Origin of the sequence: Gemmobacter nanjingensis (assembly GCF_014652195.1) — a bacterium.
Lineage (GTDB): Bacteria > Pseudomonadota > Alphaproteobacteria > Rhodobacterales > Rhodobacteraceae > Gemmobacter > Gemmobacter caeni.
In genome coordinates this window covers 143,588-159,701 of record NZ_BMYI01000009.1, presented here as the reverse complement: position 1 = coordinate 159,701, position 16,114 = coordinate 143,588, and the positions used below count along the sequence as shown (strand labels likewise).

The 16,114-nt window shown below is 65.2% G+C and carries 15 protein-coding genes; 3 read left to right on the top strand and 12 right to left on the bottom strand.

Annotation, left to right across the window (positions count from 1 at the left end; genetic code table 11):
• Positions 1–30: 30 nt before the first annotated feature.
• From IE126_RS15285 to ubiA, 4 genes are all read right to left on the bottom strand, one after another.
• Positions 31–1,509, bottom strand: coding sequence for an NAD-dependent succinate-semialdehyde dehydrogenase (locus IE126_RS15285; protein ID WP_189381506.1), 1,479 nt, complete (start codon positions 1,507–1,509; stop codon positions 31–33).
• Between the two features lie 118 nt (positions 1,510–1,627).
• Positions 1,628–1,957 (bottom strand): hypothetical protein, encoded by a 330-nt coding sequence (locus IE126_RS15280; protein WP_054301422.1) that lies wholly within the window; start codon positions 1,955–1,957, stop codon positions 1,628–1,630.
• A gap of 33 nt (positions 1,958–1,990) precedes the next feature.
• A complete protein-coding gene (locus tag IE126_RS15275) occupies positions 1,991–4,027 on the bottom strand; it encodes an OmpA family protein (protein ID WP_189381505.1) in 2,037 nt (678 codons plus the stop codon).
• A 61-nt stretch (positions 4,028–4,088) separates the two neighbouring features.
• A complete protein-coding gene (gene ubiA / locus IE126_RS15270) occupies positions 4,089–5,063 on the bottom strand; it encodes a 4-hydroxybenzoate octaprenyltransferase (RefSeq protein ID WP_189381504.1) in 975 nt (324 codons plus the stop codon).
• A gap of 14 nt (positions 5,064–5,077) precedes the next feature.
• On the opposite strand from ubiA, the gene IE126_RS15265 reads away from it, so the two are divergent.
• From IE126_RS15265 to IE126_RS15255, 3 genes are read left to right on the top strand one after another with little or no spacing between them, the layout of a single operon-like run.
• Positions 5,078–5,803 (top strand): 16S rRNA (uracil(1498)-N(3))-methyltransferase, encoded by a 726-nt coding sequence (locus IE126_RS15265; RefSeq protein ID WP_189381503.1) that lies wholly within the window; start codon positions 5,078–5,080, stop codon positions 5,801–5,803.
• Complete coding sequence (locus IE126_RS15260) at positions 5,800–6,348, top strand: hypothetical protein (RefSeq protein ID WP_308429984.1); 549 nt, start codon at positions 5,800–5,802, stop codon at positions 6,346–6,348. Before IE126_RS15265 ends, IE126_RS15260 begins: the two co-directional genes overlap by 4 nt.
• 55 nt (positions 6,349–6,403) lie before the next feature.
• Positions 6,404–7,753 (top strand): glutamate--cysteine ligase, encoded by a 1,350-nt coding sequence (locus tag IE126_RS15255; RefSeq protein ID WP_189381502.1) that lies wholly within the window; start codon positions 6,404–6,406, stop codon positions 7,751–7,753.
• Positions 7,754–7,786: 33 nt separating this feature from the next.
• Here the strand turns inward: IE126_RS15255 and plsY are convergent, their stop codons facing one another.
• The 8 genes from plsY to IE126_RS15220 all read right to left on the bottom strand — a co-directional run bounded on the left by plsY (position 7,787) and on the right by IE126_RS15220 (position 16,114).
• Entirely contained in the window at positions 7,787–8,392 is a 606-nt protein-coding gene (plsY, locus tag IE126_RS15250) for a glycerol-3-phosphate 1-O-acyltransferase PlsY (RefSeq protein ID WP_054301416.1), read from the bottom strand.
• A gap of 3 nt (positions 8,393–8,395) precedes the next feature.
• Positions 8,396–9,670, bottom strand: coding sequence for a dihydroorotase (gene pyrC, locus IE126_RS15245; protein ID WP_054301415.1), 1,275 nt, complete (start codon positions 9,668–9,670; stop codon positions 8,396–8,398).
• Positions 9,671–9,712: 42 nt separating this feature from the next.
• Positions 9,713–9,835, bottom strand: coding sequence for a hypothetical protein (locus IE126_RS26280; RefSeq protein WP_255349794.1), 123 nt, complete (start codon positions 9,833–9,835; stop codon positions 9,713–9,715).
• Complete coding sequence (locus IE126_RS15240) at positions 9,832–10,326, bottom strand: hypothetical protein (protein WP_189381501.1); 495 nt, start codon at positions 10,324–10,326, stop codon at positions 9,832–9,834. Before IE126_RS15240 ends, IE126_RS26280 begins: the two co-directional genes overlap by 4 nt.
• Positions 10,323–10,778 carry a hypothetical protein gene (locus IE126_RS15235; RefSeq protein ID WP_189381500.1) on the bottom strand — a complete coding sequence of 152 codons (456 nt, stop codon included), beginning with the start codon at positions 10,776–10,778 and terminating at the stop codon, positions 10,323–10,325. Before IE126_RS15235 ends, IE126_RS15240 begins: the two co-directional genes overlap by 4 nt.
• The gene (locus IE126_RS15230; RefSeq protein WP_108128732.1) at positions 10,775–11,737 is read right to left on the bottom strand and encodes an aspartate carbamoyltransferase catalytic subunit; all 963 of its coding nucleotides are present in this window, start codon (positions 11,735–11,737) and stop codon (positions 10,775–10,777) included. Before IE126_RS15230 ends, IE126_RS15235 begins: the two co-directional genes overlap by 4 nt.
• Positions 11,738–11,815: 78 nt before the next feature.
• On the bottom strand, positions 11,816–14,503 hold the full coding sequence (locus tag IE126_RS15225; RefSeq protein ID WP_189381499.1) for a calcium-binding protein: 2,688 nt from the start codon (positions 14,501–14,503) through the stop codon (positions 11,816–11,818).
• A 177-nt stretch (positions 14,504–14,680) separates the two neighbouring features.
• Complete coding sequence (locus tag IE126_RS15220) at positions 14,681–16,114, bottom strand: mannitol dehydrogenase family protein (RefSeq protein WP_407646043.1); 1,434 nt, start codon at positions 16,112–16,114, stop codon at positions 14,681–14,683.

Sequence of the window (16,114 nt, the reverse complement as noted above, 5' to 3'; positions counted from 1 at the left end):
CGACGGCCGCCTGCGAAAGATCCGGGCGGATCAGATGCTGAGGCAGATGTATTTCATCTCCAGATAATCCTCCATCCCGTGATGCGAGCCCTCGCGGCCAAGGCCGGATTGCTTGACGCCACCGAAGGGGGCCACCTCGGTCGAGATGATGCCGGTGTTCACGCCGACGATGCCGTATTCCAGCCCCTCTTGCACGCGGGTGATGCGGCCGATGTCGCGGGCGTAGAAATACGAGGCAAGGCCGAAGATCGTGGCATTGGCCTTGGCGATCACCTCGTCCTCGGTCTCGAACTTGAACAGCGGCGCCAGCGGGCCGAAGGTTTCCTCGTTCGTCACCAGCATCTCGTCGGTGACATTGGCCACCACGGTCGGCTGGAAGAAGGTGCCACCCAGATCGTGACGCTTGCCGCCGGTGACGATCTGTGCGCCCTTGCCGAGCGCGTCGGAGATGTGTTCCTCGACCTTCTCGACCGCACCCATGTTGATGAGCGGCCCGGTGGTCACCCCGTCCTTCAGCCCGTCGCCGACGTTCAGCTTGCGCACGGCGGCGGCGAGCTTTTCGGCGAATGCATCATAGACGCCAGCCTGCACATAGATGCGGTTGGCGCAGACGCAGGTCTGGCCGTTGTTGCGGAACTTCGACATCATCGCGCCTTCGACCGCCGCGTCCAGATCAGCGTCGTCGAACACGATGAAGGGTGCGTTGCCGCCGAGCTCCATCGAGCATTTCATCACCTGATCCGCCGCCTGACGCAGCAGGATGCGGCCCACCTCGGTTGAGCCGGTGAAGGTCAGCTTGCGGACGGCGTGGTTCTCGCAGAACTCCTTGCCGATGTCCGAGGCGCGTTTCGAGGTGATGACCGAAAAAAGGCCCTTCGGCAGCCCGGCGCGTTCGCCCAGCACCGCCAGCGCCAGCGCCGACAGCGGAGTTTCCGCCGCAGGGCGGGCGACGAAGCCACAGCCCACCGCGATGGCCGGGCCGCATTTGCGGGTGATCATCGCATTCGGGAAGTTCCACGGCGTGATCGAGCCGACAACCCCGATGGGCTGCTTGATCACAGTGATGCGCTTGTCGCGCTGGTGGCCAGGAATGGTTTCGCCATAGATGCGCTTGGCCTCTTCGCCGAACCATTCGATGAAGCTGGCGCCATAGGCGATCTCGCCCTTCGCCTCGGCGAGCGGCTTGCCCATTTCTGCGGTCAGGATCGCGCCAAGGTCGTCCTGGTTCGCCATCATCAGCTCGAACCACTTGCGCATTACGGCGGCGCGTTCCTTGCCGGTGCGGGCGGCCCATTCCTTCTGCGCCTTTTCGGCGGCGGCAATGGCGCGCGCGGTTTCGGCGCGGCCAAGGTTCGGCACAGTGCAGATCACATCACCACGGGCGGGGTTCGTCACTTCGAAGGTGCTGCCGTCATCGGCGTCGATCCATTCCCCGGCAACATAAGCCTGGGTCGCCAGCAGCGACGGGTCTTTCAGCAGCGCGCGCAGGTCGGTCACGGAATCAAGCATGGAAGCCTCCTCATTCGGGTCGCGCGCAGGAAACTCCTTTGCGCCGCCGCTGTCCAGTTCGGCAACGACGGTTTCCGGTGGATTCCGCATGTTTTGATCAAAAATCACCGCGTAGCGGTCAGCCGTTGGAATGCATCCGCTCGATATAAGCGCGCATTTCCTCGGCCTCGTGCCGGGCATCGCGCAGCCCTTCCATCGCGGCGCGCAGTTCCGCCTCGGTCTGGGCTATCTGGTTGCTCAGCTCTGCCTCGCGCTGTTCCAGATAGATAATCGCCTGATCGCGGGTTTCCTCGGCCTCGTGCAGCGATTGCGCCAGACGCTCCAGCTCACCCATATCGGCGGCCGAGACGCGACGGAAGCGGTGCACCAGCCAGTTGGCGAACCAGCCCAGAGTGAAGGCCAGCATCAGAACGACGGCCGAGACGATGACGAATTCATTGCGGTTCATGCTGTGCGGTCCTCAAGCTCGGGTCGTCATCGGTCAGTTGTTCTGTGCGGGCCGGGGTTTCGGCCTTGTGGTGATTTCCTTCGGGGCGATCGAAGGGCTGGTATCATTCGAGAAATCCGGGCCGTCCTCCCCGGCGGAAGCGGCAGGTGCGGATTCCGGCGCGGCTTCACCTTCTGCCGCCTCGGCGGTGGCCTCGACCTGATCTTCCTCGGCAGCTTCGGCCGGTGCGGCAGTTTCCAGCAGTGTGAATTCGATGCGGCGGTTCGCCTCGCGCCCTTCCTCGGTGCCGTTGTCGGCAATCGGCAGCCCTTCGCCATAGCCCTTGGCCACCATGCCGCTGATGTCGACGCGCCGCCCTTGCAGCGCCAGCAGCACCGCCTCGGCCCGCGCCTGGCTGAGCGCGAGGTTCCCCTCGGTCGATCCCTGCGCGTCGGTATGACCGGCGATTTCCAGCTTCATCACCGGGCAGCCCAGCAGGATCTTGGCCAGAGCTTCCATCGTTTCGCCTGTCGGCCCATCAATCTCGGCGGAACCGGGGGCAAAGTTGATTTTGCTGGTGGCCACCGCCTTGTTCAGCTCGGCTGCACATTCCTGCGGGCTGGGCAGGGCGGCGAACGGGTCCAGCGCCTCGTCGTAGCGCACATTGACGCGGAAAGACTGGCCCTGACCCAGCTTGCCGGACAGGATCTGCGACACCCGCGCCCGGCTGCCCTGATTGCCGCTGACCCCGGTCAGGTCCACCGTATCGGCGCGCACGGTCAGCCTGCCGTCATGCAGTTCGGCCAGCGCCTCCAGCCCGGCCAGAACGCGCACGGGCCAGCCATCGGGCAGATCCTCGTCGAAGCGTGTTGCGGTATAAACCTGATCGGCCCCGAACCGCGCGCGGGCGTAGCTGTCGACCGCCGATTTCAGCAGCGCATCGGTCAGGCGGCCGCGCAACTGCACCCGCCCCTCGGGCGACAGCGTGGCGGTAAATTCGGCTGGGCCCTGCGCCTTGGCATCGGGTTTCGGCGGCAGGGTGGATTTCAGCGAGAAGACGGCGGGAAGCGCGGTCTGCAATTCGCCCACCACCTGATCGAAGGTTGCCTGCGAGGCGCCCGGTTCCGCCAGCAGCGTGACATCGGCGTCGGAGAAGGTGATGCTGCCACCGCCCAAAGCCTCCACCGCCTTGATCCCGGCTTCTACCGCTTCGGCCCAACTGGGGGTCGGCACACCCAGACCCACGGTGCAGATCGAGGTGCCCTGCACGCCCGCCGCCGTGCCAGCGCGCAGGATGCGGTCACGCGCGCGGTCAGTGTCGGCGGAACAGGCGTCAAAGCGTGCGCCCTCGGCATCCTTGATGAACCGCAGGGTGAAGGGCGTCAGCACCGGGCGCGGTGCCGAAATCTCGACCACAACCTCCAGCCCTGCGGGCCTGATCTTGGCCAGTTCGGTTTCCAGCCGCCGTTTCTGCGCGTCGCTGTCGGAAATTGCCGTCACCGCCACCCGATCCGCCGCGACCGAGATCTTGGAGCGTGGCAGCAGTTTCAGCGCTTCGGTTCCGAAGGCCAGCGCCTCGGACCACCGCTCAGGCGCCGGAAATGCGGCGGTTTCCAGCATGTCCGATACTGGCAAATCGCCTGCGATGGCTGAAACCTCGTCGCGCAGCAACTGATCGGCGGCTTCCGGTTCGGGATCGGCCGGGTTCAGCCGCACCGAAGCGGGCAGCAACCCGATAACCGAAAGCCCGTCGGTATTGCGCAGCATTTCCACCGAAAAGCGCGGCGCCTCGATCGCACGCACCGGGGCCACTGACATCCGGTCACGCACGCGCGAAGAATCGACCACTGCGCCGACAAGGTTGACCGCCCGGAACCGCGCGGCCTCGTTCGGCGCTTCACCCGACAGGCGAACCTGAAGCCCCGTCGTGCGCACATGGGTCCATGTCATGCCGGCGGTCAGCAGTTGTGACCGCACCGCCGCCTCTGTCCGGTTCTCGATCAGCATGGCGGCTGTCCAGGCGATCACGATGGAAACCACCCCCCCGCCGACAAAAGCGGCCGTCGTCAGGAGCGGGGTGCGTAATCTCATCGGTGGGCCTTCGGAACCTTTATGTTGTTGCTTCCTTAGGGTGCCGGGACGAACGGATCAATCAGACCGTCGCCGCACCGGCAAGAAACAGCGCAAGAATCAGCCCTGCATCGCGATTCGACCGGAAGAGATGCAGGCAGTTTTCGGTGTCGGTGGTATCCAGCCGCGCCAGTTGCCAGCGCAGGTGCCAGCCGAACAACATCACCCCCAGCAACCCCAGCGCCATCGGCCAGACCGATCCGGCCTCGATCAGTGCCGCGATGACGGCCAGCGCCGCGAGGCTGACCGATCCGATCAGGAAGCGTGTCAGCCAGAGCCGCGAACTGTCATCGCCGAACAGCCGCGCGGTGGATTTGACGCCGATCAGCGCGTCGTCCTCCTTGTCCTGATGCGCATAGATCGTGTCGTAGAACAGCGTCCACAGGATGCCCGCCACCCACAGGATGACCGGCGGCAGGCTCAGGCTGCCGGTATGGGCGGCCCAGGCCACCAGTGTGCCCCAGTTAAAGGCGAGGCCAAGAAAGAACTGCGGCCACCAGGTGAACCGCTTGGCGAAGGGATAGATCGCCACCAGCGCCAGCGAGGCCACCCCCAGCGCGATGGCCATAGGGGTGAAGGTGAACAGGATCGCCGCCCCGATCAGGCATTGCAGCGTCATCCAGGCCACGGCCTGCCGCACGCTGACCTGACCGGAGGGCAGGGGGCGCGACCGGGTGCGCGCCACAGCCGCATCAAACTCGCGGTCGGTGATGTCGTTCCATGTGCAGCCAGCGCCCCGCATGACGGCTGCGCCAATCGTGCAGCCCGCGAAGATCCACAGATCGCGCCAGCCGATGCCCGCGGGATCGGCGGCAGCCGCCAGCCACAGGCCCCAGTAGCAGGGCAGAAGCAGCAGCCACGTCCCGATGGGTCTGTCGGCCCGGCTGAGCCGCAGATAGGGGCGCAGCGCAGCGGGGGCGTAAAGATCGACCCAGTTCCCCTTCGGCGCATCGGCGACGCTTGCTTGGGCCTCTGGCGTTTTGGCGCGCTCGGTCATAGGTTTGGCCTGTCATGGCAGATGCGAAGATCAGGCTTTATGTAGACCACCCTCTTGCCGGGGGGCAATCGGTTCCGCTGACCGAGGATCAGGCACGCTATCTGTTCGCCGTGATGCGGCTGCAACCCGGCGCGCTGGTGCTGCTGTTCAACGGCCGGGATGGCGAATGGCTGGCCGAGGTGGCCGAGGCGGGCAAGCGCGGCGGGCGGCTGGTCTGCCAGTCGCAGACCCGGCCCTTGCAGGCGCCGCCGGATCTGTGGCTGGTTTTTGCCCCGGTGAAAAAGGCGCGCACCGATTTCATCGTGGAAAAGGCGGTGGAACTCGGCGTGGCGCGCATCCTGCCGGTGCAGACTCACTTCACCAATTCCGAACGGCTGCGGGCGGATCGTCAGCAGGCCCATGCGGTCGAGGCGGCGGAGCAATGCGGCGCGACTTTCGTGCCCGAGGTGGCCGAGCTGCAACCGCTCGACCGGCTTCTTGCGGGCTGGCCTGCCGGACGTCGCCTCCTGTGGTGCAATGAAGCGAAGGCGGGTGTCGCCACCGCGCTGGCCGGGCAACCCGCCGGGCCTTGGGCCATCCTGATCGGCCCCGAGGGCGGCTTTTCCGACCGTGAGCGTGCAAAGCTTGCCGCCCTGCCGCAGGTGGTGGAGGCAAGCCTTGGCCCCCGCATCCTGCGTGCCGAGACGGCGGCGCTCGCGGCGCTGACGCTGTGGCAGTCGGCCTTGGGAGACTGGAAGTGATTCGCCCCGAGGCTCTGGCCACGCTCTCCCGCTGGCGCGAAAGCGGTTTTGCCGTCGCGCTGGGCCTCTTCGGCCTGTGGCTTGCCGGTCGCGGTGGCTGGGTCTTTGGGCCGCTGGGGCTGGCGCTTGCGGCGGCGGGCACGGCCTTCCTCATCCTCGCCCTGCGCCGCGCGCGGTTCCGGCAGAACAGTATCGGTCCGGGGCTGGTGGAGCTGGACGAAAGCCAGATCACCTATTTCGGCCCGACCGGCGGTGGTGCGGTTTCACTGCGCGAACTGGTCGAGTTGCGACTGCTTGCGCGCGGCGGGCGACGTTTCTGGCGGCTGAAACAGGCGGATGGTCAGGCGCTGCTGGTGCCGGTGGATGCCAGCGGTGCCGAACGTCTGTTCGATGCCTTCTCGGCTCTGCCGGGGATGGACAGCCATGCTCTTGTTGCTGCCCTCGCCCCCATAGGGGGCGCCGCGTCAGGCGGCCTGCCTGCCTCTGCGACAGATACGCTCGGGCCTGTCATCTGGCATCGCCCTGCGCGGCGTGCCTTGACTTGACCGCGAACGCGCGCCACCTGTTAGCGCCCGACCCGCATCGAACGGAGCCTTCCCCATGTCCATTCCTCAATCCGGTGGCGGCCCCATCGAGCGGTTCGAGCAACTGGCCGAATACCTCGCCTCGGGTTGCAAACCGAAAGCCGAATGGCGCATCGGCACCGAGCACGAGAAATTCGGCTTCCTGACCGACAGCCACCTGCCGCTGCCCTATGATGGTGCGCATTCGGTAAAGGCGCTGCTGGAAGGGCTGCGCGACCGTTTCAACTGGCAGCCTGTGCTGGAAGGCGAGCATATCATCGGCCTCAGCCGTAACGGCGCCAATATCTCGCTGGAGCCGGGTGGCCAGTTCGAGCTTTCGGGCGCCCCGGTGGCCAGCCTGCACGACACCGCCGCCGAATTGCAGAACCACTTCGACGAGGTGCGCGCCGTGACCGAGGGCTGGGGCGTTGGCTTCCTTGGCCTGGGTGCCGCGCCGGAATGGACCCATGACCAGATGCCGGTGATGCCCAAGGGGCGTTATCGGCTGATGACCGAGTACATGGGCCGCGTCGGCACCCATGGCACGCAGATGATGTATCGCACCTCGACGACGCAGGTGAACCTCGATTACGCTTCTGAGGCCGACATGGTGAAGAAGCTGCGCGTCGCGCTGGCGCTGCAACCCGTGGCGACGGCGCTCTTCGCCTCCTCGCCGTTCTTTGATGGCAAGCCGAACGGCCATCGGTCCTGGCGTTCACGCATCTGGCGGGGCCTTGATGACGCGCGCACCGGCATGCTGCCCTTCGCCTTTGAACCCGGCATGGGCTTTCAGCGCTATGTCGATTGGGTGCTGGATGTGCCGATGTATTTCGTCTACCGCGACGGCAAATACATCAATGCGCTGGGCCAGAGCTTCCGCGATTTCCTGCGCGGTGAACTGCCGGCGCTGCCGGGCGAAAAGCCCACGCTGTCGGATTGGGCGGACCATCTGACCACCGTTTTCCCCGAAGCGCGGGTGAAGAAATACATCGAGATGCGCGGCGCCGATTGTGGCGATCAGCCGCATATCGTGGCACTGCCCGCCTATTGGGTCGGGCTGATGTATGACGATGCCGCGCTGGATGCCGCATGGGATCTGGTGAAAGGCTTCGATGCGGAAACGCGCGAGGGGCTGCGGGTTGCGGCTTCCGTTTCCGCACTGGCGGGTGAGGCGAATGGCGTGAAGCTGATTGACCTTGCACATGCCACCGTGGGCCTGTCGCATGCCGGACTTGCCGCGCGCGGTCTGGGCGAGGAGCGCCTGCTGGCGCCCCTGATGCAAAGCCTTGGCAGCGGGCAGGTGCAGGCAGATCGCTTCCTTGCCGCCTATCACGGGGAATGGGGCGGCGGCCTCGCGCCGCTCTATCAGGCTGCGCGCGTGGTGTGACGAGCCGGGGCGCGGGGCCTGCGCCCCGATGCCTCACTTCTTGCCGATCTTCGGTTCCGTCCCGGTGCGCAGCCGCTGGATGTTGGCTGCATGGCGGAAGAACACCAGAAGCGTCAGGATCATGCCCAGAAACAGCATCTGGCCCTGACCCAGAACCAGCATCCAGATGGTCGAACTCGCCGCTGCGGCCAGCGCCGACAGTGAAGAAATCCGGGCGAGGATGGCAACCGCCAGCCAGGTGGCACAGCAGGCAAGGCCGACGGGCCAGGCCAGTGCCAGCAGGACGCCCAGAAAGGTTGCCACACCCTTGCCGCCCCTGAAGTTCAGGAACACCGGATACAGGTGGCCCAGAAAGGCCGCCAGACCGGCAAGCTGCGCCGCGTCCTCGCCCGCCACGGTCCGCGCGATCAGCACCGCCACCGCCCCCTTGGCTCCATCCAGCAGCAGGGTTGCCGCTGCGGCCCCCTTGTTGCCGGTGCGCAGGACATTGGTTGCACCGATATTGCCCGAACCGATCTGCCGCAGGTCACCCAGCCCCATCAGGCGCGTGATGACCACACCAAAGGGTACCGACCCGAGCAGATAGGCAAAGAAGGCAACCAGAAACAGTGTCGTGGGATCGGTCGTCAGGCCCGGCATGCGTTATTCTCCTGCCGCAAAGACACGGGTGCCGCCCACCCATGTGGCGAGCACCTTACCCTCCATCCGCTGCCCGTCAAAGGGGGTGTTCTTTGACTTGGAGCGCAGGGTGAAACGGTCCAGCACGAAGGGCGCATCCGGGTCGAACAGCACCAGATCGGCGGGGGCGCCCGTTGCCAGCCTGCCCTGCGGCAGGCCCAGACGCCGCGCGGGGTTGAGGCTGAGTGCGCGCCACAATTGCGGCAGGCTCAGGTGCCCGGCGTGGTAAAGGCGCATTGCGGCGGGCAGCAAGGTTTCAAGCCCGACAGCGCCCGATGCGGCCTCTTCATAGGGCAGGCGCTTGCTTTCTTCGTCGGCAGGGGTGTGCATGGAACAGATCACGTCGATCAGCCCCGACCCCACCGCTTCGACCATGGCCAGACGGTCCTCCTCGGACCGCAGCGGCGGGGTCATGCGGAAGAAGGTGCGATAGTCGCCCACGTCGATCTCGTTCAGCGTCAGGTGATGGATCGACACCCCTGCCGTCACGTCGAACCCGTTCTTCCGCGCGCGTTCCAGCGCGGGCAGGGTGCGGGCGCAGGTGATCTGGTCGGCGTGATAGCGCACGCCGGTCATCTCGACCAAGCCGATGTCGCGGTCAAAGCCCATGCGTTCCGCCATCGGATGCACACCCGGCAGACCGCGCAACGAGGCGAACTTGCCGCTGGTCACGGCGGCGCCTTTCGACAGGCCGGGTTCCTGCGGATGGCCGATCACCAGCGCGCCAAGGCTGCGGGCATAGGTGAAGGCCCGCCCCAGCGCCTTGGTATCGGTGCTGACCGCATCGGCATCGGTGAAGGCAACCGCGCCCGCATCCAGAAGAAAGCCGATCTCGGTCATCTCGTGGCCCTGACGGCCCTTGGTCAGCGCGGCCATGTGGCGGATGCGCACCGGGCTGGCTTCGGCCGCGCGGCGCGTCACGAATTCCAGCACCTCGGGCGTGTCGATGGCGGGCGCGGTATCGGGGCGTGCGATGATTGTCGTCACCCCGCCCGCCGCCGCCGCCAGCCCGGCGGATCGAAAGCTTTCGCGGTGCCGTTCGCCCGGCTCGCCGATCTTGACGCCAAGATCCACGATACCGGGCGCAAGGCATTTGCCGCCGCAATCCACGATCTCGGCCCCTTCGGGCGCAGGTTCGTTCACCGCGACAATCTGCCCGCCGCGCAGCGTCAGGCTGCCGGGCGCATCGGTCAGCGCCTCGGGGTCGATCAGGCGGGCATTGGTGAAATGCAGGGTCATGTCATGCCCTCCGGGGGTAGGATTGAAATGCAGGGGCGGGCATCAGCCGGACCCCAGCACGAAAACGAGTGTGAAAAGCCCGAGGAAGACCAGAACAGCGACGGCCACCATGCCGCCGGCGCGCATTTCCTCTTTGGTGGGCTTGCGGTTCGGATCGGGTTTCATGCAGCCCCCCTTTGCACCTGCCGGATCAGCGCCAGCACCTGCGCACTTTCGTCGATACGGTCGAAGATCAGGCTTTCGGTCACTGCGCCGCGCGGGCCGGTCATCTGCTGGCGCAGGGTGATCGTGGCGGGTTCGCCGTCACTGTCGACGATGGTCGCCGGGGTCAGGGTCAGCACCTGCTCCCGCACACCGGACAGCGGCCAGTGCATCGCCGCGATGGCGCGGCGGTCGGTCAGCGTGTAGCGCGCGAATTTTGCCCGCAGGCGCGGCTGATAGGCCCGCCAGAACGCAAGTTTCAGGCCGACAAACAGAAAGGGCAGGCCGAACAGCCAGAAGGCGCCCTGTTCCATCGCTTTGGTCATCCAGAAGAGCGAAAAAGCGATGAAGGCGAGGCCAAAGATCATTTCGCCGGGCCGCGAGACATCCAGAAGGCCGCCCGGCTCGGGCCGCCCTTCCCACAGGATACGCTCGCCCGGCTGCAAATCGGTCATGCCCGCCCGCCCCGTGCCGCTTCGATCCGCGCACGGGTGGCGGCGCCGTCGCGCAGGTATTTCATCAGGAATTTCTCGCCCGAGCGGGTGATGACGACCAGATCGCCGAACACCGGCTTCACATCGGCGATATCACCCAGCGGGATCGCCTGCCCGGCGGGGCCCAAAAGCCGCCGGTCGGTCAGCCGCCATTCCGCCGCCAGCGCCTCGGAGGCGAGCCAGGCCGACCGCAGGCCCAGCGCCAGCACCGCCGCGACCGGCCCGATCCATGGATAGGGGTTGCCAAGCGCCAGCAGCGCGGCCCCGGCCAGCGTGCCGAAAACCACCACAAGGATCAGGGTGTTGCGCCAGTAGACCGTGCGGTCAGCGCGAAAGGTCTCCACCAGCCGCTCACCTTCGGCCAGCGGATGCGGGCCGCGAAACAGGCTGTCGCGGGCGGGGCCATCGGTCATACCATGGTCTCCGCCGCCTTCGCGCCGCGTTCGGCACGCAGGTTGCGGGCCAGGAGGTCCATGCAGGCCATGCGCACCGCGACGCCCATCTCGACCTGATCCTGAATCACGCTGCGGTTGATGTCGTCGGCCAGCTCTCCGTCGATCTCCACCCCGCGGTTCATCGGGCCGGGGTGCATGACGATGGCATCCGGCGCGGCAACCGACAGCTTTTCCCCGTCCAGCCCGTAGCGGTGATAATATTCGCGTTCTGAGGGGATGAAGCCGCCATCCATCCGTTCCTTCTGAAGCCGCAGCATCATCACCACATCGGCGCCCTTCAGCCCCTCGCGCATGTCGTCAAACACCTCGCAGCCGAATTCGGCCACGCCCGAGGGCATCAGCGTCGGGGGGCCGATCAGCCGCACGCGGTTTTCCATCTTGCCCAGAAGGATCAGGTTCGATCGCGCCACCCGGCTGTGCGCGATGTCGCCGCAGATCGCCACGGTCAGCCGCTGGATGCGGCCCTTCGCGCGACGGATGGTCAGCGCATCCAGCAGGGCCTGTGTCGGATGTTCATGCTTGCCGTCGCCTGCGTTCAGCACAGCGCAATTCACCTTGCTGGCCAGAAGGTTGACCGCGCCGGAGTTCGGATGCCGCACCACCAGCAGGTCAGGGTGCATCGCGTTCAGCGTCAGCGCTGTGTCGATCAGCGTCTCGCCCTTCTTCACGCTGGACTGCGCAACGCTCATGTTCATCACATCGGCGCCGAGACGCTTGCCCGCCAGCTCGAAACTCGCCTGCGTGCGGGTCGAGTTTTCGAAGAACATGTTGATCTGGGTCATCCCCTCCAGCGCGTCAGAGCTTTTGACGGTGCGCCGGTTCAGATCGACATAGCGTTCGGCCAGATCCAGAACGCTGCGGATCTCGTCAGGGGCGAGGTGTTCGATGCCGAGCAGATGACGGGCGCGGAACGACATGGAAACCTCCCTCGGCAGCGGTTGCCGCGTTATAGGCAGCCGGGGAAGGCGGATCAATCGGTGAAATCGGCGCAGGCATTATCGGATGCTGCCGAGGATGTCATCCCACAGGTCTGCCCGCATCTGGAAAGCCTCGTTCAGACTTTCGATGGTCATCAGATTGTTCTTGATGGTCAGGTTCATCTTTTCGAGATCCAGCGACGGGTCGATCAGCAGGCGGTCTTCATCGGGGTTGAAATCCACGAGGTCGATCTTGCCCTTCGTCAGGGCATCCTTGCTGAGCACGAAAGTATCCTCGCCCTCGCCGCCTACCAGTTGTGTCGTGCCGCCATTGGCGACCAGCGTGTCGTTGCCCGCGCCGCCGCGCAGCAACAGCTTGCCGGTGCCGCCGACCAGCATGTCATTGCCGTCGCCGCCGTCCAGCGTGTCATTGCCCGCGTCGCTGACCAGCTTGTCATTGCCTGCCCCCCCTATCAGCCGGTCGTTTCCTGTGCCGCCGGAAATCTGGTCATCGCCCGCGCCGCCGTCGATCTTGTCGTTGCCGGCATTGCCTTCCAGAATGTCATTGCCGCCCAGACCGCGCAGCACATCCTGCCCGACACTGCCGACAATATGGTTGATCTTGCTGGTGCCTTTGGTGATCGCATCGCCCAGATCGGCAAAGATGGTGGCCAGCCCGCCCTTGAAGGCGAAATTCGCATTGTCGAGGAAAGAACTGAGCGTGTCCTTCTTGCCCAGTTCCACCTCGAACAGCGCGATGTCCTTGGAACTCAGCGGATCGTCCAGCGTCACCAGCGCGATGCGCTGCGCCTTGTTGGCCCATTCGATCGCAAGATCGCCGCGCGACGGTTTCAGCCCGATCTGGGCGAAGCCGGAGATATCCAGCACATCGCCGCGCTCATAGCCCTCGATCCGGTCGACGCCGCCGTTCTGGCCGAAGATGAAACGGTCCTTGCCCGCGCCGCCGATCAGCGTGTCGTTGCCCGCCCCGCCTTCCAGCGTATCCGCCCCGGCCCCGCCGCGCAGTTCATCCGCGCCGTCGCCGCCCGAGAGGCGGTCATTGCCTTCGTCACCGAACAAAACGTCATTGCCCGCATCGCCGGACAGCACATCGTTGCCAGATCCGCCCAGCAGCCGGTCCTTGCCCGCGCCGCCCGAAAGATCGTCATTGCCGCCATTGCCGCGCAATACATCGTTGCCATCCAGACCGACCAGCTTGTCCGCCGCAGCCTTGCCCACCAGCACATCATCGCCCGAGGTGCCGATGCTCTTGTCCGTCGGCTTGATAATCGTGTCGGTCAGATGGGTCGCAAGCTGAGCCACACCGTTCGATAGTTCGACCAGCGCGGTCTTGGTCGCATCGCTGACAATGATGTTCTTGCCGCTGGTGTTGAGATACCCTTCCAGCCCGTCCATCAGCTTGATCAGATTGCCACCCAGCTTGATCATTGCGGAAACTCCTGTCGCGGCGGGTTGCCTGATGCTGAGTGCATCGGTGCCAAAGGTGAAATCGGTGATCTTGTCTGGCCCGTTGGTGGCCCCCGGCGTGATGACAAAGACATCCTTGCCGTCACCGCCGGTCAGGGTATCGACACCCTCGCCGCCATCCAGCGTATCCTTGCCCGCCGCACCGGACAGCAGGTCAGCCCCCTTGCCGCCTTCCAGCAGGTTTCCCTTGTGGTCGCCCGCGATGGTGTCATTGCGCGATGTGCCGGTGACATTCTCGAAGTTACGGATCGAGTCTGCGTCGTTGCCATCCCTGGCAAAGCCCTCCGCCAGATCGACTTCAACCCCCAGATTCGGGTCGGGGCGTTCGCCGTTAAAGGCCTCCCACGAGGTTTCCAGCAGATCGTCAAAGGCGTCGGTCAGGTGAAATTCGGTCACCAGCGTATCGACACCGCCCCGCCCGTCCAGCGTGTCGTCATCCAGCCCGCCCGAGATCGCATTGGCCTTGTTGTCACCCTTGATGATGTCCTTGTTGGGTGACCCCAGGATATTCTCGATCCCCTTCAGCGAGGTGACGATGGTTGCGTAATCCTCGTAATAGCCACCGCGGGTCTGCACGGTGCCCGCCTTCAGGTCCGCGCGGATCGCTGTGAGGTCATCGGGGAAAAGCGAGCCGCCAGAGCCCCGGCCATAACCGATCCAGTCGATCCCCCCACGCCCGTTGACCGTATCGCTGCCGCCCTCGCTGAGGTCGTAGAACTCCACCTCGCCATCGCTGCCGCTGATGATGTCATTGCCTTCCGATCCGATCACGGCCTCGAAGTTGCGGAGACTGTCGGTGTAGCCACCCCAGTTCGTGATCGAAAAGCTGAAATGCTTGGTGCCCACGGCCTTGCCGTTGTCCCAGATCGTCGAGGATTCTTCCTGCACGATGTCACGGCCCTGCCAGGATGCAGTTCCGGCGGCCAGATCGACATTGGCGTAGTAACGCGGATAGGGCAGATCGAACTCCCATCCATAAAGCTCACCCTCTGCAAAGGTGTCGATGCGGAAATCCAGCAGGTCGAAGCCTGCGCCGCCTTCTACGTCATCATCGCCGCTGCTGACCTGGAACACATCGTCACCCGCGCCCAGATCGACGGTGAACCGGCCGTTGAAGGTGGGGGTGGCGATCCGGTAGTCATACCAGCTGCCAGTCCAGACCCGTTCCAGTTCGAACGGGATCATCCGGCCGCCGGATACGAAATCATCGGCTTCGCCCAGCGTCACAGAAGTATCGTCGGATGTGAGCCAGCTATGGGCCATGTCTCTGATCGGCATTCTGGTCCCCCTTCATGGCGGGTGGAAAAGGCAAGGCCTTCGGATCAATGCATCGCGATAGAACTGAACTGGAAGACCCCGGGCCTGCCGGGGTCTTTAAAGCGTAACGCGATGCCGGGCGGACGGGCAAGTGTCTTGGGCCAAAGCATCCCCTGATCAGGGGAGGCAGGGCGTTGTTCAGCTTGCCAGATAGGCGCGCAGCGTCGCTTCGGTGCCCTGTGTCGCAAGGCTGCGCAGCCAATGCGCGAAATCCGCCGCGAATCCCGCATGGTCGGCCAGATCGCCATAGATCGTGCGCTGTTCCAGCCAGACATACGGCTGTTCCTGCGCCTGCCGGGCAAGCCCTTGCAGCACGTCCCAGTTCGGGTCGTTGGGTGCGATTTCGGCGCCGCTGTCGGTGCGGCCCGCGCAATACCGGCACCACATCGCCGAAACCAGCGCCAGCCCCCGCGCCGGACGCCCCGCCGCCAGCGCATCACGCACCGAGGGGATGATGAACTTCGGCTGCCGGTTGGACCCGTCGAGGCAGAGCCTGCGTTCGGTATCCGCCACCTCCGGATTGGCAAAGCGCGCGCGGATCAGATCGAAATAGGCCGGGATATCGGTATCGGGTACCAGCGGCACATAAGGGATGACCTCCTCGCGCTCCACCTTGTCCAGCAGGGCGGAAATCAGCCGATGCGCCATTGCCTCATGCACATATTCAATGTCCATCAGCCCGCCCGGATAGGCGATGATCGCGTGTCCGCCGTTAAGGATGCGGATCTTCATCATCTCATAGGCATGAACATGGTCAGAGAAGGTGACACCCACCTGTTCCAGCGGCGGGCGGCCTGCGGGGAAATGGTCTTCCACCACCCATTGCCGGAACGGCTCACACGTCACCGGCACCGGATCGTCTGCCAGACCGAAGCTCGCCGCCATGGTGCGTTCGCGCGGGCCGGTGGCGGGGGTGATGCGGTCCACCATCGCATTGGGGAAGGCGACATGCGTGTCGATCCAGCCAGCAAGCTCGGGGTCCGACAGGCGGGCAAGGCCGACCACGGCGGCGCGGGTGACATGGCCGTTGCCCGGCAGGTTGTCGCAGCACATGACGGTGAAGGGCGGCACGCCCGCCGCCCGCCGGGCCTTCAGCGCCGCGACGATGGCGCCGAAGGCGGTGCCCGGCGCGTCGGGATTTGCGGCATCGGCCATGATCTCGGGTGCGGCGGGGTCGAATTGGCCAGTGGCCGCGTTGATGAAATAGCCGCCCTCCGTCACCGTCAGGCTGACAATGCGGATTTCGGGCTGGGTCATCGCGGCGATCAGGCTGGCATTGCCCGCTTCGACTGGCAGGAAGTCGATCATGCTGCCGACACGACGGCAGGTCTTTCCTGCCGGATCAAGCTCGATCACCGTTGAAAGGCAATCCTGCCCCTTCAGCGCATCCCGCATCTTTGCATCCGGCGCGCGCACCCCGGCGCCGAGGATCGCCCAGTCATGCCCGAGGCCGAGGTTGAACAGGTCGTCCAGATAGACGGCCATATGCGCGCGGTGAAAATTGCCCAGCCCGATATGGACGATGCCGGGGGTCAGCTTGCTGCGGTCGTAGCGCGGAGTTTCTACAGTCAT